We start from the raw sequence: 23,052 nt of genomic DNA on the forward strand, positions 1-23,052 counted from the left end.
AGATCAGGAGCCTCATACTAATGAGTATGCAAGACACGCTTGCGGATATGTTTACCCGTATCCGTAATGCCCAGATGGCATCGAAAGCTGATGTGACGATGCCATCTTCAAAAATGAAGGTCTCCGTGGCCCAGGTCCTTAAGGACGAAGGCTACGTAGCAGATTTTTCTGTTTCAGCTGACGCGAAGCCCGAGCTGACTATCACTCTGAAATACTTCGGCGGCAAGCCGGTTATCGAAGAGATCAAGCGGGTCAGCCGTCCGAGTCTGCGCCAGTATAAAGGCGCTGGGGAACTGCCGAAGGTTTCCGGCGGTCTGGGAGTCGCGATTGTCTCAACGTCCAAGGGCGTTATGACAGACCGCGCCGCACGTGCTGCAGGCGTGGGTGGCGAAGTCATCTGCACCGTATTCTAGGAGATACACATGTCCAGGGTTGCCAATAATCCTGTCGTGCTGCCTTCCGGTGTTGAGGTTAAGCTGAACGGACAGGAAATTAATGTGAAGGGCTCCAAGGGAGCTCTCCAATTCACCATTCACCAAGCGGTTGAAGTGAAGCAGGAAGAGGGTTCTCTTCGCTTTGCGGCCCGCGATGGTGCGAAACAGTCCCGCGCTCTTGCTGGTACTACTCGTGCGCTGGTTAACAACATGGTTACCGGCGTATCCACAGGCTGGGAGCGTAAGCTGCAGCTGACGGGCGTAGGTTATCGTGCGCAGGCGCAAGGTAAGAAGCTCAATCTGACACTGGGTTTTTCTCACCCGGTTGAGTACGAGCTGCCCGAGGGTGTTACCGCTGAAACTCCGTCCAATACGGAAGTTGTGATTCGCGGTATCGACAAGCAACAGGTTGGCCAGGTCGCTGCTGAAATCCGCGCGTTCCGTCCGCCCGAGCCTTATAAGGGCAAGGGTGTTCGTTATGCGGATGAGCAGGTCAGACGCAAAGAAGCCAAGAAGAAATAAGGCGGGACTATGAGCGCGAATAACGAAAGATTGCGTCGCGCACGCAAAGTGCGCATGAAGATCCGTGAACTGGGTACCGACCGTCTGTGCGTTCACCGCACGCCGCGTCATATGTACGCCCAGGTTACGACTGCAGATGGCAGCAAAGTGCTGGCCACTGCCTCCACGTTGGATAAGGAACTGCGCCAGGGTGCAACCGGTAACGTGGACGCTGCCAAGAAGGTCGGTCAGCTGATTGCTGAGCGTGCCAAGGCGGCAGGCATTGAGAAGGTCGCTTTTGACCGCTCAGGTTACCGTTATCACGGTCGTGTACAGGCTCTGGCCGACGCAGCCCGTGAAGCTGGCTTGCAATTCTAAGAGGTGGAGAAGATGAGCGTTAACGAACAGAAGGCGCCTGAGCTCCAGGAAAAGCTGGTTCAGGTCAATCGCGTCGCCAAGGTAGTTAAAGGCGGCCGTATTTTTGCCTTCACCGCACTGACTGTAGTGGGTGATGGCAAAGGACGCGTTGGTTTCGGTCGTGGTAAGGCCCGGGAAGTCCCGGTTGCCATCCAGAAGGCGATGGAAGCTGCTCGCAAGAACATGGTAGACGTGGCCCTTGACGGCACCACCCTGCAGTACGCAGTTCGTGCCCAGCACGGTGGCTCCAAGGTGTTCATGCAGCCTGCATCCGAAGGTACCGGTATTATCGCCGGTGGTGCGATGCGTGCGGTACTGGAAGTGGCCGGCGTACACAACGTACTGTCCAAGTGCTACGGCTCTACCAACCCGGTGAACGTTGTACGTTCTACCATCAAGGGTCTGCAGGCCATGAAGGCGCCTGAAGATATTGCAGCCAAGCGCGGTAAATCCGTCGAAGATATTCTGGGTTGAAGTCATGGCGAACGCAAAAACGATCAAAGTAACTCTGACCCGCAGCCCGATCGGCTGTCAGCCCAAGCACAAGCTGTGTGTGAAAGGCCTGGGTCTTCGTAAAATCGGTCATACCGTTGAAGTGGAAGATACACCTTCTATTCGCGGCATGATCAACCGGGTTAACTACCTGGTACAGGTTGAGGAGAACTAAGATGCGTCTGAACGAACTTGCTCCGGAACCTGGTTCACGTCCTTCCGCCAAGCGTGTTGGTCGTGGTATCGGTAGCGGTCTGGGTAAAACTGGTGGTCGCGGTCATAAAGGTCTGAAATCCCGTTCCGGTGGCTCTGTAGCGCCTGGTTTCGAGGGTGGTCAGCAGCCTTTGGCCCGTCGTCTGCCAAAGTTTGGTTTCACTTCCCGCCAGCAGCGCTATGTTGCCGAAATTCGCCTGAACGAGCTGGCGAAGGTTGAAGGCGACGTGGTCGATCTGGCTGCACTGAAGAAGGCTGACATCATTCGCGAAGAAATTCGCGAAGCCAAGGTTATGCTGTCCGGTGAGCTGGATCGCGCTGTAACCGTTAAAGGGCTACGTGTCACCAAAGGCGCACGCGAGGCAATCATTGCCGCGGGTGGGAAAGTCGAAGACTAAGACGAGTCGAGGACTAAATGGCCAAGACAGCATCATTGCCTGCGGGCGCCGGAAAGGGATTTGCAGAGCTGCGTTCGCGGCTCTGGTTCGTGTTTCTGGCGTTGTTGGTGTACCGGATCGGTGCCCACATTCCCGTTCCAGGCATCAACCCGGACCGGTTGGCGGCACTGTTTGATCAGAACCAGGGAACCATCCTGAGTTTGTTCAACATGTTTTCCGGTGGTGCGCTTGAGCGCATGAGTATCTTCGCACTCGGTATCATGCCGTACATTTCGGCTTCTATTATCATGCAGCTCATGACTGCGGTCAGTCCGCAGCTTGAGCAGCTGAAGAAGGAAGGCGAGGCGGGTCGTCGCAAGATCAGCCAGTATACGCGGTATGGTACGGTTGTCCTGGCCCTGGTTCAGGGCTTTGGTATTTCTGTAGGGTTGGCCTCTCAGGGCGTCACCTTCAACGACAGCTTCAGCTTCCACTTTGTGGCAGTGGTGTCTTTCGTGTGTGGTGCCGTCTTCATGATGTGGCTCGGTGAGCAGATCACCGAGCGTGGCGTTGGCAACGGTATATCACTGCTGATTTTCGCAGGGATTGTCGCCGGCTTGCCGGGCGCCATCGGTCAGACTCTGGAGCAGGCCCGTAACGGTGAAATGAGCCTGCTGGTAGTGCTCGGTATTGGTGTGTTGGCGATCGCGGTGGTTGGCTTCGTGGTGTTCATGGAGCGGGGCCAGCGGCGGTTAACCATCAATTATGCCAAACGGCAGCAGGGCCGCCGGGTGTTTGCCCAGCAGTCCAGTCATTTGCCGCTGAAGGTCAATATGGCCGGTGTCATTCCGCCGATCTTTGCCTCGTCGATTCTGTTGTTCCCGGCCTCCTTGGGCCAGTGGTTCGGGCAGGGTGAGGGCATGGAATGGTTGAGTGACATTTCTCAGGCATTGGCTCCGAGCCAGCCGTTGTATATCATCCTGTTCGCAGCAGCAGTGGTCTTCTTCTGCTTCTTCTATACAGCACTGATGTACAACCCGAAGGAAGTTGCGGATAACCTCAAGCGTTCCGGCGCGTTCATCCCGGGCATTCGCCCAGGAGAGCAGACTGCCAAGTACATCGATGGTGTACTGACCCGTCTGACGTTGTTCGGGGCTATGTATATTGCAGCAGTGTCCTTGTTCCCTCAGTTCCTGATGGTGGCAGGTAATGTACCTTTCTATCTTGGTGGTACCTCACTGCTGATTGTTGTAGTCGTGGTGATGGATTTCATGGCTCAGGTTCAGTCGCACCTGATGTCGCATCAGTATGAATCGCTGATGAAGAAGTCCAATCTCAAGGGCTATGGTCGGAACGGCTGACACAGCCGTTCCCCTTGAAAACTGGAGTCGACAATGAAAGTACGCGCTTCGGTAAAGAAAATTTGCCGTAACTGCAAAGTAATTCGTCGCAATGGCTCGGTTCGAGTCATCTGCACGGAGCCTCGTCACAAGCAGCGCCAGGGCTGATTTCCAAGAAATCGCTCTGACATTGTAAAAGGGGTTCGGAATAGTAGCGCTTGACTCGCGAGCGGGTCAGGCGCTATTATTTCGCGCCCTTTTTGTGGCGGAAAATTCACACAGCAAAGCTTTGAACGCGGAGTAATTTGGATGGCACGTATAGCCGGTGTCAATATACCCGATCACAAACATGCTGTTATCTCGCTCACCTACATCTTTGGTGTTGGCAAGACAACAGCCCAGAAGCTTTGCGATGCAACCGGCGTTAAGCCGGACGTCAAGGTCAAAGACCTGAGCGACGAGCAGCTTGAAGCACTTCGTACCGAAGTGGGCAAGTTCACCGTCGAAGGCGATCTGCGTCGTGAAGTACAGATGAACATCAAGCGTTTGAAGGATCTCGGTTGCTTCCGTGGTCTGCGTCATCGTCATGGACTTCCGGTCCGTGGCCAGCGCACCAAGACCAACGCCCGCACCCGTAAAGGTCCTCGCAAACCTATTCGTAAGTAACAGGTAGGCAAACATGGCAAAGCCAGGTACACGTACCCGTAAAAAGGTGAAAAAGACGGTTGTTGATGGCGTCGCGCACATTCACGCGTCCTTCAACAACACCATCGTGACCATTTCGGACCGTCAGGGCAACGTCCTGTCCTGGGCCACCTCAGGTGGTTCCGGTTTCCGCGGCTCACGTAAGAGTACACCTTTTGCTGCGCAGGTAGCAGCTGAAAGAGCCGGTAATGCGGCTGCTGAATACGGCCTTAAAAACCTGGACGTAGAGGTTAAGGGTCCTGGGCCCGGACGTGAATCTGCAGTTCGCGCGCTGAATGCGTGTGGCTACAAGATCACCAACATCACTGATGTGACGCCGATTCCCCATAACGGCTGTCGTCCGCCCAAGAAGCGCCGCGTCTAACACAGGAGACAGTGAAATATGGCTCGTTATATAGGCCCGAAGTGCAAGCTGTCTCGTCGTGAAGGGACAGATCTTTTTCTGAAGAGCGGCGTACGCGCGCTCGATTCGAAGTGCAACATCGAGACTCCGCCGGGTATGCACGGCGCGCGTCGCGGTCGTCTGTCCGAGTACGGCGTACAGCTTCGTGAAAAACAGAAAGTCCGTCGTATCTACGGCGTACTTGAGAAGCAATTCCGCAACTACTACAAAGAGGCCGCTCGCCTGAAGGGTGCAACCGGTGAAAACCTGCTGCAACTTCTGGAAGGTCGTCTGGATAACGTTGTGTATCGCATGGGCTTTGGTTCTACCCGTGCAGAAGCCCGTCAGCTCGTCTCTCACAAGGCGATCCTGGTGAACGATAAGCCGGTCAACGTGCCGTCCTATCAAGTCAAGCCGGGCGACGTTGTGAGTGTGCGTGAGAAGGCCAAAAACCAGCTGCGCGTTAAAGGTGCACTGGATCTGGCTGGTAGCCGCGCACCGGTAAGCTGGGTAGAGGTTGACGCCAACAAGATGTCCGGCGTTTACAAGTCAGTACCTGAGCGTACTGAACTGCCGGCCGACATCAACGAGAACCTCATCGTCGAGCTTTACTCCAAGTAAAGCCCAGTTAGCAACGATAGCAGATAGGGGCGTCTATGCAGCGTTCAGTACATGAGTTATTGACACCTCGTACCATTGACGTGAAAGAATCCAGCGCCACGCGCGCCAAGGTGACACTGGAGCCGCTTGAGCGCGGTTTCGGTCATACCCTGGGTAGCGCACTGCGTCGCATTCTCTTGTCTTCGATGCCGGGCTGCGCCGTGACTGAAGCACAGATCGACGGTGTCCTGCACGAGTACAGCGCCATTGAGGGTGTCCAGGAGGACGTCATCGAGATTCTTCTGAATCTCAAGGGCGTCGCCGTAAAGATGAACGGCCGTGACGATGCTGAGCTGACGCTCAGCAAGAAGGGCCCGGGTGTAGTGACCGCCGGCGATATCAAGCTGGACCACGATGTGGAAATCGCTAACCCCGAGCACGTGATCTGTCACCTGAGCGAGAACGGCGAAGTCAACATGCGTTTGCGTGTTGCCCGCGGTCGCGGCTATGAGCCGGCTGATCAGCGTGGTCTGGACGAGGATGAAACTCGTGCCATCGGACGTTTGCAGCTTGATGCTACGTTCAGCCCGGTTCGCCGAGTGGCGTATGCCGTCGAAAGCGCACGGGTTGAGCAGCGTACAGATCTGGACAAGCTTGTTATTGATCTGGAGACAAATGGCACCATCGATCCGGAAGAAGCGATTCGCCGGGCGGCCACGATTCTCCAGCAGCAGCTGGCTGTGTTTGTAGATTTCGATCATGAGAAAGAGCCAGAGCGTGTAGAAGAAGAGGAAGAAATCGATCCGATTCTGCTGCGCCCGGTTGATGATCTGGAATTGACTGTGCGTTCAGCTAACTGCTTGAAGGCAGAAAACATTTACTATATCGGCGATCTTATCCAGCGCACCGAAGTGGAGCTGCTGAAGACGCCTAACCTTGGCAAAAAGTCGCTGACCGAGATCAAGGACGTTCTTGCGTCCCGTGGTTTGTCTCTGGGCATGCGTCTTGATAACTGGCCGCCGGCAAGCCTTCGTGGTGATGACCGGGTTCTGGGCGGTTGATCGCCGATTAGTTTAAGGTAAGGAATCAGAGCAATGCGTCATCGTAAGAGTGGTCGTAAGTTCAGCAGGACCAGTGCGCATCGCAAGGCCATGTTCCGTAACATGACTGCGTCACTGGTTGAACATGAGCTGATCAAGACAACGCTGCCGAAAGCCAAAGAGCTTCGTCGTGTAGCTGAGCCGTTGATCACGCTCGCAAAGAATGATTCGGTTGCAAATCGTCGTCTGGCGTTCTCACGCCTGCGTAGCGATGCTGCGGTAGCCAAGCTGTTCAATGAGCTGGGCCCCCGTTATAGCGAGCGTCCGGGTGGTTATCTTCGTATTCTGAAGTGCGGTTTCCGTGCTGGCGACAATGCCCCTATGGCATTCGTTGAGCTGGTTGGCCGTCCTCTGGACATCGAGGCTGAAGAAGTGGACGAAGGCGAAGAGTAAAATCTACGCTCTAGTTCAAAAAAACCGGGTTCCGAAAGGTTCCCGGTTTTTTTTGTGGTGAAAACCTACTTGAGCATAGGCTTCAGATAACGCCCGGTATGGGATGCCGGATTGTCCGCTACCTCCTCCGGCGTTCCCTCAGCAATAATCTGCCCGCCGCCAGAACCACCCTCTGGTCCCAGGTCGACAATCCAGTCAGCCGTTTTGATCACATCCAGATTGTGTTCGATGACCACGATGGTGTTGCCGTGATCCCTTAGGCGTTCAAGGACGTTCAACAGTTGCTGGATGTCGTAAAAGTGCAAACCCGTGGTGGGTTCGTCGAGGATGTACAAGGTTTTGCCGGTGTCGCGCTTGGACAGTTCCTTGGCCAGTTTTACCCGCTGGGCTTCACCACCCGATAGGGTAACCGCGCTCTGGCCGAGTCGGATGTAGGATAGGCCGACGTCCATCAGTGTTTGCAGTTTTCTGGCAATAAAGGGTACGGCGTCGAAGAATTCGCGCCCCTCTTCCACGGTCATCTCCAGCACTTCGTTGATGTTCTTGCCCTTGTAGCGGACTTCCAGGGTTTCGCGGTTGTAGCGTTTGCCTTTGCAGATGTCGCAGGGTACGTAGACGTCTGGCAGGAAGTGCATTTCCACTTTGATTACGCCGTCGCCCTGGCAGGCTTCACAGCGGCCGCCTTTGACGTTGAAGGAGAATCGGCCGGGCTTGTAGCCGCGAGACCGTGCTTCCTGGGTGCCGGCAAAGAGCTCACGGATGGGGGTGAACAGGCCGGTGTATGTCGCCGGATTCGACCGGGGGGTGCGCCCGATCGGACTTTGATCAATGTCGATAACCTTATCGAGGTGATCCAGGCCCTTGAGGTTTTTATAGGGGGCATGGTTCAGGCTGGTGGCCTTGTTTAGCTTGGCCGCAGCCACCGGGTACAGGGTGCTGTTAATGAGGGTGGATTTACCGGAGCCGGAGACCCCGGTTACGCACGTCATGACCCCCAGTGGCAGCGTTAGCGTGACGTCCTGAAGGTTGTTGCCTGTGGCGCCGGACAGGACCAGGTGTTTGCCGTTGCCCTTGTTGCGGGTTGCTGGCACGGCAATTTCTTTCTCTCCGCTCAGGTATTGGCCAGTCATCGATGCCGGGTTGGCGATAATCTCTTCAGGGGTGCCGCGGGCAACGATTTCACCACCGTGTACGCCGGCACCGGGACCAATATCGATGACATAATCGGCAGCACGGATGGCGTCTTCGTCGTGCTCAACGACAATCACGGTATTGCCGAGGTCGCGCAGGTGGGTGAGGGTGGCCAGCAGGCGGTCGTTGTCCCGCTGGTGCAGGCCGATGGACGGTTCGTCCAGGATGTACATGACACCCACCAGCCCGGCGCCAATCTGGCTTGCCAGGCGAATCCGCTGTGCCTCACCGCCCGAGAGGGTGTCTGCGCTGCGTTCCAGTGTCAGGTACTCAAGGCCGACATTGACCAGGAACTGTAAGCGTTCCCGCACTTCCTTGAGGATTTTTTCGGCGATTTCACCTTTACGGCCGGGGAGAGTCAGCTCGCTGAAGTAGCGGTGAGCGTCGCCTACCGGCAGGTGAGTGATTTCCGGTAGTGTCCGTTCTTCAATAAAGACGTTGCGGGCGCCGCGGCGAAGCCGGGTGCCTCCGCAGTCTTTGCACGGCTGGGTGCTCAGGTTGCGGGCCAGTTCCTCGCGCATGCTTTGGGAGTCTGTCTCCCGGTAGCGGCGCTCCAGGTTCGGGATGATGCCCTCAAATGGGTGGGCTCTCTCCATGATCTGGCCACGGGAATTGACGTACCGGAAGCTGATCTCTTCATTGCCGGAGCCATAGAGCAGTGCTTGCTGAAACGGTTCTGGCAAGTCTTCCCACGGCGTTTCCAGGTCGATGTCATAATGCTCGGCCACGCTGGTCAGCATCTGGAAATAGTAGACCGCGCGCCGGTCCCAGCCCTTAATCGCGCCGGAGGCCAGTGTGGCTTCCGGGTTCTGGATAACCTTCTCGGCATCAAAGAACTGGCGGACTCCGAGACCGTCACAGGTGGGGCAGGCGCCGGCGGGGTTGTTGAAGGAGAAGAGCTTGGGTTCGAGTTCGCTCAGTGAATACCCGCATTGGGTACAGGCATAGCGTGCCGAGAAGGTCTGTTCTTCGCCGTCGCCGGTCATTGGGGCGACCAGCGCGATACCATCGGCCAACTCAAGGGCGGTTTCGAAACTTTCCGCCAATCGCTGTTCCAGGCCCTCTTTGACCTTGAAGCGGTCTACCACGACATCAATCTGGTGTTTGCGCTTCTTGTCCAGTGCCGGAACATCATCGATGTCATAAACCGTGCCGTCGATCCTAAGGCGGATGAAACCCTGGCTGCGCATGGTATCAATCACCTGGAGGTGCTCGCCTTTTCGGTCCCTGATCACCGGCGCCAGGATCATCAGTTTGCTGCCTTCAGGCATCGCCAGGACCTGATCGACCATTTGGCTCACGGTCTGGGCTTCCAGCGGCTGGCCGTGGTCCGGGCAGCGGGGTTCGCCGGACCGGGCAAAAAGCAGTCGCAGGTAGTCGTAGATTTCAGTGATGGTGCCAACGGTTGAGCGAGGGTTATGGGATGTGGACTTCTGTTCAATGGAAATGGCGGGTGACAGGCCTTCGATGTGGTCAACATCGGGTTTTTCCATCATCGACAGGAATTGTCGCGCGTAGGTGGACAAAGACTCAACATACCGGCGCTGCCCTTCGGCATAGAGGGTGTCGAAAGCCAGTGAGGATTTTCCTGAACCTGACAGCCCGGTGATGACAATGAGTTTGTCTCTTGGCATATCCAGGTCGATGTTCTTCAGGTTATGCGTGCGTGCGCCTTTGATCTGGATATGGTCCATAACACCTCGCTTGGGTAAAACCACCATTATATCGTTTTCGGTAGCCCCCGGCGAAACTGGTGTTGTGCCGCCTGGGGTACGCTGTCTTGGGTAGTCCCTCACCCGGGGCGCATCTGTTACAATGCGCCGCTCGCAGCCAGTAGCTGCCTTCCCAATTTTTTCAATCCGGCACAGGTAAGCATGAACGCGCTTGAAAAACGCTCTGTTACGGCTTTGGCCTCGGTGTACGCAATGCGTATGCTTGGCCTGTTCATGGTCATGCCGGTGTTCGTGTTGCTCGGTAGTGATCTGCAGGGCGCGACGCCTGCGCTCATTGGTTTGGCAATTGGGGCCTATGGTCTCAGTCAGGCCCTGTTGCAGATTCCGTTCGGCTTGCTGTCTGACCGGGTTGGCCGCAAGCGGATGATCTATATCGGGCTGGTGCTGTTCGCCGCTGGAAGCCTGCTGGCGGCCTCCACCGACTCCATATACGTTGTGATTGCCGGACGGATTCTTCAGGGGGCAGGCGCGATTGCCAGCGTGTTGATGGCCCTGTTAAGCGACCTGACCCGCGAGGAAGAGCGCACCAAGGCAATGGCTATGGTGGGCATTTCCATTGGTCTGTCGTTCTCGGTGTCACTGGTGGTTGGACCCCTCCTGGGCTCGCTCTGGGGATTGTCCGGCATTTTCTATGCAACGGCAGCCATGGCCATGGTGGCCTTGTTCATCGTAGCCAGAGTGGTGCCAACGCCCCATGCCCACAGAATCAGCGCGGATACCCATCCCGCGAGGGAGATGGTCGGGCGGGTGCTGCGGGACGGTCGCCTGCTGCGGCTGGACTTCGGTATCTTCATCCTCCATTTTGCCCTGACAGCGCTGTTTCTGGTGTTTCCCACCATGCTTCAGGATCAGTTGGGGCTGGCCAGCGTTTCCCATTGGTGGTTCTACTTGACGGTGATGGTGACATCCTTCTTCGCCATGGTGCCGTTTATCATCATTGGCGAGAAAAAGCGGGTGATGAAACCGGTGCTTTGCGGTGCCATCGCCCTGCTTTCGCTGGCAACGGCCGCACTGACCGGTGTGGAGCAGAGTATCTGGCTGGCCTGGGGCGTACTGTTCTTCTTCTTTATGGCGTTTAACCTTCTGGAAGCGAGCCTGCCCTCATTGATCAGCAAAGAAGCTCCGGCCGCCAGTAAGGGGACCGCTATGGGGGTTTACTCGACGTCGCAGTTTTTTGGTGCGTTTCTCGGCGGTGCCCTGGGCGGTTACTTGCTACAATCTGCCGGCCTGGAAGGGGTTCTCTGGTTAATGGCCGGTGGTTTGGCTGCCTGGTTTCTGGTAGCACTGACGATGCCGGCGCCGAATTACACCACGAGCTTTGTGGTTGAGTTGGAGCAGGTGCTGCCTGCCGGTTTTGATGAGATTGATGAGACATTGCGCCGCCTGCCCGGTGTGCAGGACGTGGTGATTGTGGAAGATGCGGCAACCGCTTACTTAAAAGTGGACCGTCAGCATTTTCATGAAGATCAGCTTGCGCACTTTGAATTTGTGCGGCAGGGTAAAGGTTCTTAAACAAAGGATGCGTGCATGGACCGCACGTGTTCCGGAAAATCGATCAGGAGCAGAAGATGGCACGAGGCATTAACAAGGTAATTCTCATTGGTAATCTGGGCCAGGATCCGGATACCCGCTATACCCCGAATGGCAACGCGGTTGTGAATCTCAACCTGGCTACCGATGAAAGTTACAAGGATCGCCAGACTGGCCAGATGGTACCGAGAACCGAATGGCACCGGGTTGTGCTGTTCGGCAAGGTGGCGGAAGTGGCCGGCCAGTACCTGCGTAAAGGTTCCAAGGTGTATATCGAAGGTCGCCTGCAAACCCGCAAGTGGCAGAATAAAGAAGGGCAGGACGTATACACCACCGAGATTGTGGTAGACATCAACGGCCAGATGCAGATGCTCGACAGCCGCGGTGGCGAAGGTGGCATGAACCAGGGAGCTCCCCAGGGCCGGCCGCAGCAGCAACCCCAATCTCAGTATAATGCTCCGCCCCAGCAGCAGGGTGGTCAGGCTCAGCAGCCGTCCGGAGGGTATAACCCTCAAGGGCAGCAGGGCGGTGGCATGCCGGAACCGATTGATGATTTTGATGACGACATTCCGTTCTGAATGTGATCCAGCTCATCGACAACCAAAAGCCCGTGCTCTGCGCGGGCTTTTTTGTTAACGAGTTGCAAAATCTCCGTGAAATCAGTCGATGAAACGTAGAGTTACGTTCACTTTCTCAACTATCATGTAAGCCTGTGTAAAAAGTGCTGATAATTTAAACACCTCGTGCGTCCCGGCCGGCAGCAACGCTGTGGTCACGACCTGGGAATCCATGATCCTGAATCTTGTTACGACGCTACAAAAACTGATCCGCCGCAAGCCTTTGGGACAGCCTGTCTGTCTTGAGGTGCGCCCGGATGGCATTGCCTGGGCCAGAGCCGCTGCTTCGCCCGGGCAGTCGCTGGGCTTTGTTGAGTGTGTTTCTGCACAACGGCAGGACACGCTCAGCAAGCTGGTGGACGACCAGGGCTGGGCTGGTGTGCCTGCGGTTCTGGTCCTGCCCATTGATCAATATCAGGTGTTTCAAGTTGAGCGTCCGGAGGGTGTTGAGGACAGTGAGCTGGCCGATGCGCTCAAATGGAAGCTCAAGGACTTCCTCGATTTCAGCCCGGCCGACGCCGTGTCGGATGTGTTTGCATTTCCGGAAGACGCGTCCCGTGGGCGTGGCCCGCTGGTGAACGTTGTTGCAGCCCGTAAATCTCTGGTTCGCGAGCTGATTGGTCTGGTAGCGGATGCAGGCCTTGAGCTGGATCGAATCGATATTGCCGAGTTGGCCTTGCGAAATCTGGCGGCCCGCCTGGATCAGTCGAATAGGGGGGTGGCTCTGGTTCATCTTCGTGACCGCTATGGCCAGATGGTCATATGCCAGGGCGATACCCTGTATCTCTCCCGCCGCCTTGAGCTGTCTTATGATGATCTGCGGGACGCCTCCAGCCAGGAGAGTGCTGTGCAATCCCTGGCGCTGGAGATCCAGCGTTCCATGGACTATTTCGAGAGCCAGCTCGGCCAGGTGCCACCGTCGACCATCCAACTGGTGGCCCGGGATTCGGTATTACCGTTGAACTCCATGCTCTCATCTTACATGGCGGCCGGTATCGAGGTGCCTGAGTGGAGCCAGTTTGGCTTGTCTGACGCGCTTGATAGCCGATGCCTGCCCGCCTGGAGTGCGGCGCTTGGCCAGGGGAGTCCGGCATGATCAGGCAACAGGTGAACCTGTATACCCCGGAACTTCGCCCTACAAGGCAACGGCTGCATGCCGGTACGGCCGGAGCTTTGGTTGGGATGGTATTGCTGATACTCGTGGCCGTCATGGCTTTTGGCCGCTGGCACAATCAGACGCTGGAGCAGCAGGTAGAGCGGCTGGAACAGCAGAACCGGAATCTGGAAACGGCGGTTGCCACCATGGCCGACCAGGTGCAGGCAAGGCAACCAGATCCTGACCTGGAAGCCTCGCTGGCGCGGATCACTGAGACAATTGCTCGCAGGCAGCGTCTGCTCGAACGGGTGGAAGGGCTGGCAACCCACAACCACGGTGGTTTTTCCGGGCGGCTTTCGGCCCTGGCGCGCCAGGTTCCTGAGGACCTGTGGCTGACAGCCGTGCGCTTGCAATCGCTTCCCTCGGCCATGCGTCTTGAGGGCAGGACTCGGGCGGCGGAACTGGTGCCTAGCTACCTCGCGCGCTTGGGTGACGAGCCGGCGTTTGTTGGTGAAACCTTTGGCGATTTCCGGTTGCAGCGGCCAGACGACGAAGCTGATCATCAGTGGGTGGAATTTCGTGTTGCAACACAACCGGGAGAGGCGTCGGGGCGATGAGTAAATTGACAGATTCCCTGGCCACCACTGCGCAGTGGTACAACGACCGCCCGATCCGTGAGCGGGTTTTGATCGTCGTGACTGCCTGTGTGCTCATGTTCGTCCTGGGCTGGGAGTTGTTGGTTACCCCAGTGGAAACCCGGCAGCAGCAACTCAATAACCGAGTGCAGGCACTAACGGCTACGCAGAACAGCTTGCTTAGCCAACAGGAAACCCTCAACAGCCAGTTGGCCGGTGACCCTTCGGAGGCATTGCGCCAGCGACTGGCTTCCCGGCAAAGCCGCCTGGAGCGGCTGGATCAGGAAATTACCGAGACTACCGGGCAGCTGATCGCACCGAGGGACATGGTCACGCTGTTGCGGGACATGCTCTCAGCTCAACAGGGCTTGCAGTTGGAATCCATGACATTGCGCACGCCAACACCGGTTTATGACGGTGCCCAGCCAGAGGCGGGTAATCGGCAAGCTGCAGAGCCCTTGCTCTATGCCCACGACGTGGAGCTGACCATCCGTGGTGGTTATCTCGATGTGCTGGCGTATCTACAGCGGCTCGAAACCATGGATGAGCGTCTGGGGTGGATACAGCTGGACTATCAGGCCGGTGCCTGGCCCAAGGGTGAAGCGACCATCCGTGTGCGCACCCTGAGCCTTGATGCCGCCTGGCTGGGAGTTTGAGATGGCACATCCTTTGTTCAGATATTTGATGATGACGTTGGTGTTACTTGGGTCGCTCCAGGCCTATGCCTTGCAAGACCCGACCCGACCTCCCGGTGCTGACGCGCAGCCGGTGGTGGCATCGCCGGCCCGGGAAATTCGGCTGGGCTCGATCCTCCTGGGCAAGGAGCGGCGGATTGCCGTCATTGAGGGTGTAGCCCTGAAAGAGGGCGACAGCCATGACAACATACGTGTGCGCCGTATCTTCAAAGATCGGGTAGAAGTAACAGATCGCGGCCAACCCAGAACCCTGTATCCGGAACCGCTCCCGCAGGTGCGGAGAACACCATGACAGACAGTCGGACCATGATGACAACACTCAGACCTCTCGCAGCTGCCATGCTCTCACTCACACTGGTTGCCTGCGCCAATAACCCGCTGATGCGGACGTCTGCTGCCACATCAACAGACGTTGCCGATCAGATTGACCAGGCGCTGGCCGAAGCCGAGCGGCAAACCCCTGCCTCGGGCTCCGCATCCGGTGATCCTGCTCCTGTATCAGCCGCGGAAATCAGCAGTCAGTTGCTACCGCCCCTGTCCAGTGCGCAGGAGCAGGACGAGCGTTTTGATGTGAATGCTCGCGGCGTTCCAGCCTCCAGCTTCTTTGAAGCGCTGGTGGAGGGTACCCGCTATAACGTGGTGGTCCATCCGGGCGTTACGACACCGGTTGATCTGCGCCTGAGCGATGTCACCGTCCCGGAAGTCATGGAGATTGCTGCGGATTTATACGGTCTGGATATCCAGCGTAATGGCCGGCTGTTTCGGGTGGCGGAAGACCGGATACAGACAAGACTGTTCCCCATTGACTACCTGCATTTCAAACGCCGCGGTGGCTCAGAAACCCGTGTCAGTTCGGGCCAGGTCAGCAGCGCCCGGGGCAGTGGCAACGGTGCTTCCAACTCAAACTCCAATTCCAATTCCAATACTGGTAATGAAACCCGAAACCTGGTGGGCACCACCATCTCGACCGATACCGAGTCTGACTTCTGGCGGGATATTCGCCAGACGGTGGCTATGATCGTGGGTAATGATGGCCAGGTAGTGGTTAACGCTGGCGCGGGCCTGGTGATGGTCCGGGCGGGCTCTGACGATTTGCGGATGGTGGAGGATTACCTGCGCCGGACTGAACTGATCATGCAGCGTCAGGTTGTTCTGGAAGCGAAAATACTGGAGGTTACCCTGAACGAGGGCTACCAGCAGGGCATCAACTGGGCTGACGTCCAGAGCTCCGCCGGTCGTGCCGATTATTTCACGGCCCAGTCGATGGCGGGTCAGCCGATCCGCACCCCGGATATTGGCGGGCTGTTCTCCGCCACGGTGAGCGCCGGCGATTTCACCGGTCTTATTCAGCTGTTGGGTCAGCAGGGCAATGTGCAGATTCTGTCGAGCCCGCGCATCTCCACCATCAACAACCAGAAAGCCGTCATCAAGGTAGGTACCGACGAGTTCTTCGTCACCGATATTGATTTCAATGATAACAACTCGGCGGTGACCGCCACCGACAGAACCTCCACTTCGGTTGAGTTGACGCCGTTCTTCTCCGGCATTTCCCTGGACGTTACCCCGCAGATTTCCGACAGCGGCGCGATAACACTGCATGTGCATCCATCAGTCAGCGAAGTGAATGACCAGGAAAAGGTCATCACCATTGGCGAGCGGGATGTCACCCTGCCGTTGGCTCGCAGCACGGTGCGTGAAACCGACAGCGTGATTCGGGCAGAGAGTGGTCAGATTGTGGTGATTGGTGGTTTGATTCAGGACACCAGTGAAGACACTACTTCTGCCGTACCCTTCTTCAGCGATATTCCGCTGGTGGGGGAATTGTTCAAGCAGCGCCGCTTCGAATCCCGCAAGAGCGAACTTGTCATCCTGATACGGCCCATGGTGGCCAATGCTGGCCAAATGCAGGCGGATGTGCAGGCCAGCCGGGAGCGGATGAACGTGCTCAGAGATCTGCTGAACTCGGCAGAGTCGGTTAAACCCCAGGCGGAGACGGCCCCCCGCTGATGTACGAAAGCCATTTTGGACTGCAGGAAGCACCGTTCGCATTGACGCCAAACACCCGATATTTCCTCCGGGCGCCCAGTCATGCCGATGCGTTGGAGCTGTTATTGGTGGCGTTGCAGCAACGGGAAGGCTTTATCAAGGTGACTGGCGAGGTGGGCACCGGAAAGACCCTGCTCTGCCGCTTGCTGCTCAACGAACTGGATAAGACCGCCTGCACGGCTTACATACCCAATCCGAACCTGCCGCCGGAGACCCTCTATGAGGCGGTTGCCGAGGAACTGGGTGTCGACGTGGCCGGGTGTAGTAACGGCCACCAGATTCTCAAGGCGCTGAACCAGCGATTGATTGCCCTGGCCATGGAACAAAGCCCGGCGGTACTGGTGATTGATGAAGCCCAGGCCATGCCCGAAGAAACCATTGAGGCTCTGCGGTTGCTGACCAACCTGGAAACCGAAAGCACCCGGTTGTTGCAGATTGTGCTGTTTGGCCAGCCGGAGCTGGATACCATCCTGGCGAAGGACAGCCTGCGCCAGTTGCGCCAGAGAATCACCTTTCAGACCCGATTGCAGCCACTGGGTCAGGAATCCGTGGGCCAGTACCTGCGGCATCGCCTGGCCCGGGCCGGCTATAACGGAGCGGACATTTTTGCCCCGGCAGCATTAAAGGTCATCTGGCGTTCATCCGGCGGTATTCCCCGGCTGGTGAATGTCCTGGCCCACAAATCCATGCTGGCGGCCTGGGGGCGGGGAGACCGCCAGGTGGCCAGAAAGCACGCTCTGCAAGCCGTGAAAGACACAGAGAGTGCCCGCCCCGTTAGCTGGCTCCGGAGGTGGGTATGAGCTTGTTGAATGATGCCCTGAGGGCCGCAGAGGAACGGCAGAATCCGCCCCGTGTGGCCGGCACTTACACTGGCCAGCCTGTGGCCCGGGATTCGGCAGCGTCCGGGATGCCGATTGCCATTGTTTTGACGGTGGCACTGGCGTTGATGGGTGGCGTAGGTGCCTGGTGGATGCTGTCAGGTAGTTCTGAAGAGCAGTCCGTTGTCGCCGATAGCGCCAGGGTTTCGGCATCCCCGGAATCACAAGAGATCACGGAGACAGCCGCCCTGCCAGAGTTCATCGTCGAACCGATCCCTGTTGAGCCTGCTTCTGAAACCGAGGTGTCGACCCCTGATAGTGCATCCACGGCGGAGGTCGTGTTGGTAACCGAGCCCACGCCGAAGCGCTCCGAGCCGGCCAATGCGGAGCCCGCGGCGGACCAGGACGAGCCCGAGGTTATTCAGGTGGCGCAAGCGCAGCCACAAACCCCTGAGCGGGAGGTGAACACTGGGAATCGTGCGCCGGAAGCATCGGTAAAGCAGCAACGGGAAACGCCGGAAGCGGTGGACCTGCGCACCAGTCGTGAACTGGCCAGCTTGCTGGCAACCGGTCGCAATGGTGAGGCAGAGCGTGCACTGACGGAACTGACCACCCGTCAAACGGCTCCCCGAAGCCGGGAGATCTTTGCCCGGGAGATGCTGGTTCTGGATAGGCCAGGGCGTGCCCTGGAATGGCTGCCGGACTCTGTGACCAACGAACATGCCAACCTGAGATTGCTGAAAGCCCGCGCCCAATTGGCACTGGGCGATTTGAACCTGGCGATCGCTACCTTGCAGGCCCGGGTGCCCCCGGTAGCTGAACAGGTGGAGTATCGCATTACCCTGGCCACTTTGTTGCAACAGGCCGGCGCAGCCGATGAATCGGCTGGCCACTGGTCTGAATTGATCGCCCACGACGACAGCCAGGGTACCTGGTGGCTGGGGCTGGCCATTGCACTGGAAACCGGTGGGCGCAACCGAAGTGCGCTGCAGGCCTACACCCAGGCAGCGGCCATGCCCGGATTATCCGCCTCGCTGGCGGACTACGCACGGCAACGCATCTCAGTACTGCAGGCGGAATCATGAGCACGGAACCGAAAAAGAAAATCCGCATAGGCGACCTGCTGGTTCAGAATAATGTCATCACTGAACAGCAGTTGATGACCGCCCTGCGGGAGCAGAAAAGTACCGGTCGCAAGCTTGGCCGAACGCTCATCGAGCTGGGCTATGTCGACGAAGACAACCTGCTCAACATCCTCTCGCGCCAGTTGGACGTGCCCTTTGTTCAGCTGCGCCATTACCAGTTCAATAACGAACTGGTTAAGAAGCTGCCAGAAGCCATGGCGCGCCGGTTCCGGGCCATTGTGCTGGCGGAACAGGGCGGGGAGTTGCTGGTGGGCATGGCCGACCCGCTGGATATCTTCGCCTACGACGAATTGGTGCGGGTGCTCAAGCAGCCCATCAAACAGGCGGTGGTGCGGGAGAGCGAACTGCTCAACACCCTGGATCTGGTCTACCGCCGCACCGATGAAATCGCCTCCCTGGCGGAAGAGCTGGAAGACGAACTGGGTGATGACGCGTTCGACCTGGCTGACCTGTCCGCCGAATCCGAAAGCGCCGACGCCCCGGTGGTCAAACTGCTGCAGACCCTGTTCGAAGATGCCGTACAGGCCAGAAGCTCGGATATCCATATCGAGCCCGACGAGACCGTCGTGCGCATTCGCCAGCGGGTGGATGGTGTACTGCAAGAACAGGTGATGAAAGAAAAGCGCGTAAATGCAGCGCTTGTTCTGCGCCTGAAGCTGATGGCCGGGCTCAACATTTCCGAGAAGCGCCTGCCCCAGGATGGCCGCTTTAACGTGCGGGTGAAAGGCCGCAGCATTGATGTGCGGGTATCCACCATGCCGGTTCAGTACGGCGAATCGGTGGTAATGCGTTTGCTGGATCAGAGCCAGGGCACTTTGGATCTGGAAAGCACCGGCATGCCGTCACACCTGCTGGACCGCTTCCGCAAACTGATCAAAAAGCCCCATGGCATGATTCTGGTCACCGGCCCCACCGGTAGTGGTAAAACCACCACCCTCTACGGTGCCCTGACCGAGCTGAACAAGGCAGAAGTGAAGATCATCACCGCCGAAGACCCGGTGGAATACCGGCTGCCGCGCATCACCCAGGTACAGGTAAACCCGAAAATCGGGCTGGAGTTCGCCACGGTGTTGCGCTCCGCCCTGCGGCAAGACCCGGACATCATCCTGGTGGGTGAGATGCGGGACCACGAAACCGTGGAAATCGGCCTGCGCGCCGCCATGACCGGCCACCTGGTGCTGTCGACCCTGCATACCAACGATTCCATCAGCAGTGCCATGCGTTTGATCGACATGGGCGCTGAGCCGTTCCTGGTGGCCAGTTCCCTACTGGGCGTGGTGGCCCAGCGCCTGGTGCGCCGAGTGTGCGATAACTGTAAGGAAACCTACCAGCCTTCTGAGCAGGAACTGGTGTGGCTGCAGTCCTTCGACCTGGACCCACTGGATATCGAGGCCGGCTTCGTGCACGGCCGTGGCTGCTACCAATGCAGTAATACCGGTTACAAGGGCCGGGTGGGCGTGTACGAAATGCTGGAAATGAACGAAGACATGCTGGATGCCCTGCGCAGAAAGGACGTGTCCGACTTTACCCGGGCTGCCCGCAAGAGCCCGTTGTTCCGACCGCTTGGCCAGTGCGCCATGGACTATGCCCTGCAGGGCGTGACCTCTTTACAGGAGGTTGCGCGGGTGGCGGCTACTACAGAAGGTGCATTGCTGGAAGGTGACGATCTGGCAGCCGACGGCGCCATAGGGGTAGATGACTGATGCAGTTCAGCTACCGGGGTAAAGACAACCGTGGTGTTGTCCAGCAAGGTTCACTGACCGCCGCCAATGTGGATGCGGCGGCCAGTGAACTGATGCGCCGCGGTATTACCCCGCTGGCCATTCAGGAACAGGTGCAAACGCAATCCGGCATGGACCGGGTAAACAACCTGGCCATCTTCCGCAAAAAAGTAACGCTGGATGAACTGATTGTGTTCTGCCGGCAAATGCACGCGCTCACCAAAGCGGGCATCCCGCTGATCCGCACCATGCGCGGGTTGGCGGAAACCTCCCGTTCACCGGTGCTGGCGGAGGTACTGGAAGATATCACCAATCGCCTCGAAGGCGGTAACACCATGGCAACGGCCATGCAGGCGCACCCGAAAGTATTCTCCGACCTGTTCATCGCCATGATCCACGTGGGCGAAAATACGGGCATGCTGGATGACGCGTTCAAGCGCCTGTCGGAAATCCTGGAACTGGAACGGGACACCAAACGCCGGGTAAAACAGGCTCTGCGATACCCCACCTTTGTGGTGGTGGCCCTGCTGGCGGCCCTGATGGTGGTGAACTTTCTGGTTATTCCCAGGTTTGCCTCGGTGTTCAGCCGCATGGGGGCCGACTTGCCCTTCCTTACCCAGGTCTTGGTGGGCACGTCTAATTTTCTGCTCAATTACTGGTATGTGATGTTGTTTGGTTTCGCCGCTGCCGGTGTGCTCGTGCGCCAGTGGAAGCAGACAGAACAGGGGCGGGAAATCTGGGACCGCTACAAACTGAAGCTCCCGATTATCGGCCCCCTGCTGGAGCTGATTACCCTCAGCCGGTTTGCCCGGAACTTCGCCACCATGTTGAAAGCCGGTATGCCGGTGACCCATGCCTTGACCGTGGTCGCCGATGCCACAGACAACGCCTGGATAGCGCACCACATCAAGGATATGCGCCTGGGCATCGAGCGCGGCGAAAGCCTGCTGCGCACCGCCCGCGCCAGCGAAATGTTCACCCCGCTGATTTTGCAGATGATCGCCGTGGGCGAGGAAACCGGCTCGGTGGATGACATGCTCAACAACGTGGCGGATTTCTACGACGAAGACGTGGACTACGGCCTGAAACGGCTGGCGGAATCCATAGAGCCGATTCTGATTGTGGCCATGGGCATCCTGGTACTGATATTGGCGCTGGGCGTGTTCCTGCCCATATGGGACCTGGGAGCCGCCGCCATGGGGCGCGGCTAGTGCGCGAGCCGCTCTGGTCTGCCGCCAGTGGGCTGGCTAGCGCCCGGCGCATGCGGCTGTTTGTTGCCCTGCTGGTGCTGTTCACCCTCTGGTGGGTGTTGCTGGGCAAACTGGAAGGCGAGCTGCAGCGGGCGGAACAACAGAGCGTGAACATGGTGTTGAGCCAATTACGGGCGGCATTGGTGGTGAAAGGGGCCGAAACCATGCTGAGCCGGCAGGGCAGTCTGGAAGAACTGGAAGGGCGTAACCCCTTTGACTGGCTGGACCACCAATGGCCCATGTACTCGGGCGAATGCAGCGAAGGGGAGCCGAAGCAAGGTGGCTGGTGCTTTCGCCCCGGGCAACAAAAAGAAACAGGCGAAGATGGCAAGGGTTGGTTGATTTATAACCCAAAGCAGCCGATAACCATTGAAGGGCAGCTCGCAGAACCCGGCCACCCCTTCGCCTGGACAGTGACAACCGAATTTGCAAACCGCAGCCGGAACAACCTGCGGGTGCAAGCACAGCGGCCAACCGGCCTGAAACTGGCACCGGTGCCGTTGACAGAAACCACAGTGAGCGGGCAGGACGCCAGCCGCTGACGGGATAACACGACAGATCACAGGCAAGAGGCTACGAATGATGCAGTACAACAGCAAGCAAAAACAAAAGGGTTTTACCCTGATCGAGCTGGTGGTGGTGATTGCCATCCTGGCGATACTGGCGGCGTTTGCGCTGCCGAGGTTTGCGCAGCTTTCGGAGCAGGCGCATCAGGCGAGTATCAAAGGTACCGCTGGTGCGTTGAGCGCGGGTGTGGCCTTGGCTAAGGCTCAGTGGGTGGCGAATGGTCAGACTGGAGCCGTGAGTGCTGTTGATGGTTTTGGCGACGGCGATGTAGCAGTTAATGAAGATGGTTGGGCCACCTCAACTGACGGAACGACCACTGCACCAAACCAGGCGCGCTGCGTACAGATCTGGCGAGGTCTGATGCAGTCCAACGCTCCGACCATCGACCAGCGCTCGGCCGCTAACGCCAACGCGGAGTACTGGGCCGCTGTGTCCAACACAACCGCATGTGAGTACGAGTACCAGCTTGATGGCCAGAACAGCACGATCACCTACGACACCGCTGACGGCTCCATAGTGACCGTCATCAACTGATATCGAAAAACGAGTTTGAGTAGACCCCAGAAGAGGTAATGACAATGATGAATGCAATTCAGACAAGAAAGCAGAAAGGTTTCACCCTGATCGAACTGGTTATGGTGATTGTGATTTTGGGTATTCTGGCGGCGTTTGCTTTGCCGCGGTTTGCGGATTTGGGTGGGGATGCTCGGGCTGCGGTATTCCAGGGTGCCGTAGGTTCAGCAAGATCCTCGATCAGTATTGTTCGGTCAACTGCATTGGCGCGTGGAGTTGCGAACGAGGCAACCTCAAGCGTTGCGATTGATGGTGAGCCAACACTTGCCATCGCATATGGTTTCCCAACTTTGGCGTCCTTACCTGTCGCAGCTCAGTTTGATGGAGACGAAATCGTCTACGATGATACTGCTGGGACCATAACCGTAGGAACATGCGTTGCAACTTACACGGAAGCAACAGCTTCAGCTGCGGCATCACTCACTGTGACGACGGCACCTAGTCCGGGTTGCTAATGGGTTTGCTATAAGCGCAGAGTCGC

Annotated in this window: 28 protein-coding genes; 27 read left to right on the plus strand and 1 reads right to left on the minus strand. The window is 57.6% G+C overall.

From position 1 onward, the window contains the following. Positions 1 to 20 precede the first annotated feature (20 nt). From rpsH to rplQ, 13 genes are all read left to right on the plus strand, one after another. Positions 21 to 413: a 30S ribosomal protein S8 gene (gene rpsH / locus RVM24_RS20545; RefSeq protein WP_058090003.1), complete on the plus strand. Its 393-nt coding sequence runs from the start codon at positions 21 to 23 to the stop codon at positions 411 to 413. 9 nt (positions 414 to 422) lie between these two features. Beyond that, positions 423 to 956: a 50S ribosomal protein L6 gene (rplF, locus tag RVM24_RS20550; RefSeq protein WP_058090004.1), complete on the plus strand. Its 534-nt coding sequence runs from the start codon at positions 423 to 425 to the stop codon at positions 954 to 956. Positions 957 to 965: 9 nt separating this feature from the next. Next, positions 966 to 1,313, plus strand: coding sequence for a 50S ribosomal protein L18 (gene rplR / locus RVM24_RS20555; protein ID WP_011784258.1), 348 nt, complete (start codon positions 966 to 968; stop codon positions 1,311 to 1,313). Positions 1,314 to 1,325: 12 nt separating this feature from the next. Beyond that, the gene (gene rpsE, locus RVM24_RS20560; RefSeq protein WP_058090005.1) at positions 1,326 to 1,826 is read left to right on the plus strand and encodes a 30S ribosomal protein S5; all 501 of its coding nucleotides are present in this window, start codon (positions 1,326 to 1,328) and stop codon (positions 1,824 to 1,826) included. 4 nt (positions 1,827 to 1,830) lie between these two features. Further along, on the plus strand, positions 1,831 to 2,019 hold the full coding sequence (rpmD, locus tag RVM24_RS20565) for a 50S ribosomal protein L30 (RefSeq protein WP_007153997.1): 189 nt from the start codon (positions 1,831 to 1,833) through the stop codon (positions 2,017 to 2,019). 1 nt (position 2,020) lies between these two features. Further along, positions 2,021 to 2,455, plus strand: coding sequence for a 50S ribosomal protein L15 (gene rplO / locus RVM24_RS20570; RefSeq protein WP_022989795.1), 435 nt, complete (start codon positions 2,021 to 2,023; stop codon positions 2,453 to 2,455). A 17-nt stretch (positions 2,456 to 2,472) separates the two neighbouring features. Next, the gene (gene secY / locus RVM24_RS20575; RefSeq protein ID WP_058090006.1) at positions 2,473 to 3,795 is read left to right on the plus strand and encodes a preprotein translocase subunit SecY; all 1,323 of its coding nucleotides are present in this window, start codon (positions 2,473 to 2,475) and stop codon (positions 3,793 to 3,795) included. A gap of 33 nt (positions 3,796 to 3,828) precedes the next feature. Continuing rightward, entirely contained in the window at positions 3,829 to 3,942 is a 114-nt protein-coding gene (gene rpmJ / locus RVM24_RS20580) for a 50S ribosomal protein L36 (protein WP_004580765.1), read from the plus strand. Between the two features lie 141 nt (positions 3,943 to 4,083). Further along, positions 4,084 to 4,440 (plus strand): 30S ribosomal protein S13, encoded by a 357-nt coding sequence (gene rpsM, locus RVM24_RS20585; protein ID WP_029655315.1) that lies wholly within the window; start codon positions 4,084 to 4,086, stop codon positions 4,438 to 4,440. 13 nt (positions 4,441 to 4,453) lie between these two features. Beyond that, a complete protein-coding gene (rpsK, locus tag RVM24_RS20590; RefSeq protein ID WP_007153992.1) occupies positions 4,454 to 4,843 on the plus strand; it encodes a 30S ribosomal protein S11 in 390 nt (129 codons plus the stop codon). Between the two features lie 18 nt (positions 4,844 to 4,861). Beyond that, a complete protein-coding gene (gene rpsD, locus RVM24_RS20595; RefSeq protein ID WP_058090007.1) occupies positions 4,862 to 5,482 on the plus strand; it encodes a 30S ribosomal protein S4 in 621 nt (206 codons plus the stop codon). Positions 5,483 to 5,517: 35 nt separating this feature from the next. Further along, a complete protein-coding gene (locus RVM24_RS20600; protein WP_008174911.1) occupies positions 5,518 to 6,522 on the plus strand; it encodes a DNA-directed RNA polymerase subunit alpha in 1,005 nt (334 codons plus the stop codon). Between the two features lie 33 nt (positions 6,523 to 6,555). Continuing rightward, positions 6,556 to 6,954: a 50S ribosomal protein L17 gene (gene rplQ / locus RVM24_RS20605; protein ID WP_058090008.1), complete on the plus strand. Its 399-nt coding sequence runs from the start codon at positions 6,556 to 6,558 to the stop codon at positions 6,952 to 6,954. Between the two features lie 65 nt (positions 6,955 to 7,019). On the opposite strand, the gene uvrA is transcribed toward rplQ, so the two are convergent. Then, positions 7,020 to 9,839 (minus strand): excinuclease ABC subunit UvrA, encoded by a 2,820-nt coding sequence (gene uvrA / locus RVM24_RS20610; protein WP_431474662.1) that lies wholly within the window; start codon positions 9,837 to 9,839, stop codon positions 7,020 to 7,022. 180 nt (positions 9,840 to 10,019) lie between these two features. Between uvrA and RVM24_RS20615 the strand changes: the two genes are divergently transcribed. The 14 genes from RVM24_RS20615 to RVM24_RS20680 all read left to right on the plus strand — a co-directional run bounded on the left by RVM24_RS20615 (position 10,020) and on the right by RVM24_RS20680 (position 23,026). Further along, positions 10,020 to 11,390, plus strand: a complete 1,371-nt coding sequence (locus RVM24_RS20615) for an MFS transporter (RefSeq protein ID WP_431474663.1) — start codon at positions 10,020 to 10,022, stop codon at positions 11,388 to 11,390. A gap of 56 nt (positions 11,391 to 11,446) precedes the next feature. Next, the gene (gene ssb / locus RVM24_RS20620; protein ID WP_374816049.1) at positions 11,447 to 11,986 is read left to right on the plus strand and encodes a single-stranded DNA-binding protein; all 540 of its coding nucleotides are present in this window, start codon (positions 11,447 to 11,449) and stop codon (positions 11,984 to 11,986) included. A gap of 211 nt (positions 11,987 to 12,197) precedes the next feature. Next, on the plus strand, positions 12,198 to 13,121 hold the full coding sequence (locus RVM24_RS20625) for a biogenesis protein MshI (RefSeq protein ID WP_431474664.1): 924 nt from the start codon (positions 12,198 to 12,200) through the stop codon (positions 13,119 to 13,121). Then, positions 13,118 to 13,738, plus strand: a complete 621-nt coding sequence (locus RVM24_RS20630; protein WP_431474665.1) for a PilN domain-containing protein — start codon at positions 13,118 to 13,120, stop codon at positions 13,736 to 13,738. Before RVM24_RS20625 ends, RVM24_RS20630 begins: the two co-directional genes overlap by 4 nt. Beyond that, positions 13,735 to 14,412, plus strand: a complete 678-nt coding sequence (gspM, locus tag RVM24_RS20635; RefSeq protein WP_061333575.1) for a type II secretion system protein GspM — start codon at positions 13,735 to 13,737, stop codon at positions 14,410 to 14,412. The genes RVM24_RS20630 and gspM overlap by 4 nt, the downstream gene beginning before the upstream one ends. Positions 14,413 to 14,440: 28 nt before the next feature. Next, positions 14,441 to 14,743: a hypothetical protein gene (locus tag RVM24_RS20640; protein ID WP_431474666.1), complete on the plus strand. Its 303-nt coding sequence runs from the start codon at positions 14,441 to 14,443 to the stop codon at positions 14,741 to 14,743. After that, positions 14,740 to 16,458 (plus strand): pilus (MSHA type) biogenesis protein MshL, encoded by a 1,719-nt coding sequence (gene mshL, locus RVM24_RS20645; RefSeq protein WP_431474667.1) that lies wholly within the window; start codon positions 14,740 to 14,742, stop codon positions 16,456 to 16,458. The genes RVM24_RS20640 and mshL overlap by 4 nt, the downstream gene beginning before the upstream one ends. Next, complete coding sequence (locus RVM24_RS20650; RefSeq protein ID WP_420195121.1) at positions 16,458 to 17,297, plus strand: ExeA family protein; 840 nt, start codon at positions 16,458 to 16,460, stop codon at positions 17,295 to 17,297. Before mshL ends, RVM24_RS20650 begins: the two co-directional genes overlap by 1 nt. Further along, positions 17,294 to 18,400 carry a tetratricopeptide repeat protein gene (locus RVM24_RS20655; RefSeq protein ID WP_431474668.1) on the plus strand — a complete coding sequence of 369 codons (1,107 nt, stop codon included), beginning with the start codon at positions 17,294 to 17,296 and terminating at the stop codon, positions 18,398 to 18,400. Before RVM24_RS20650 ends, RVM24_RS20655 begins: the two co-directional genes overlap by 4 nt. After that, positions 18,397 to 20,163, plus strand: a complete 1,767-nt coding sequence (locus RVM24_RS20660) for a GspE/PulE family protein (RefSeq protein WP_286921624.1) — start codon at positions 18,397 to 18,399, stop codon at positions 20,161 to 20,163. The genes RVM24_RS20655 and RVM24_RS20660 overlap by 4 nt, the downstream gene beginning before the upstream one ends. Further along, positions 20,163 to 21,392 carry a type II secretion system F family protein gene (locus RVM24_RS20665; RefSeq protein WP_058090017.1) on the plus strand — a complete coding sequence of 410 codons (1,230 nt, stop codon included), beginning with the start codon at positions 20,163 to 20,165 and terminating at the stop codon, positions 21,390 to 21,392. Before RVM24_RS20660 ends, RVM24_RS20665 begins: the two co-directional genes overlap by 1 nt. Continuing rightward, entirely contained in the window at positions 21,392 to 21,973 is a 582-nt protein-coding gene (locus RVM24_RS20670; protein WP_374787329.1) for a hypothetical protein, read from the plus strand. The genes RVM24_RS20665 and RVM24_RS20670 overlap by 1 nt, the downstream gene beginning before the upstream one ends. 37 nt (positions 21,974 to 22,010) lie before the next feature. Continuing rightward, on the plus strand, positions 22,011 to 22,532 hold the full coding sequence (locus tag RVM24_RS20675) for a prepilin-type N-terminal cleavage/methylation domain-containing protein (protein ID WP_431474669.1): 522 nt from the start codon (positions 22,011 to 22,013) through the stop codon (positions 22,530 to 22,532). A 47-nt stretch (positions 22,533 to 22,579) separates the two neighbouring features. Next, a complete protein-coding gene (locus RVM24_RS20680; protein WP_431475423.1) occupies positions 22,580 to 23,026 on the plus strand; it encodes a pilus assembly FimT family protein in 447 nt (148 codons plus the stop codon). The last annotated feature ends 26 nt before the right edge of the window (positions 23,027 to 23,052 follow it).

The sequence above is a fragment of the Marinobacter sp. KM021 genome (genome assembly GCF_050707965.1).
In the GTDB taxonomy this organism is placed as follows: domain Bacteria; phylum Pseudomonadota; class Gammaproteobacteria; order Pseudomonadales; family Oleiphilaceae; genus Marinobacter; species Marinobacter shengliensis.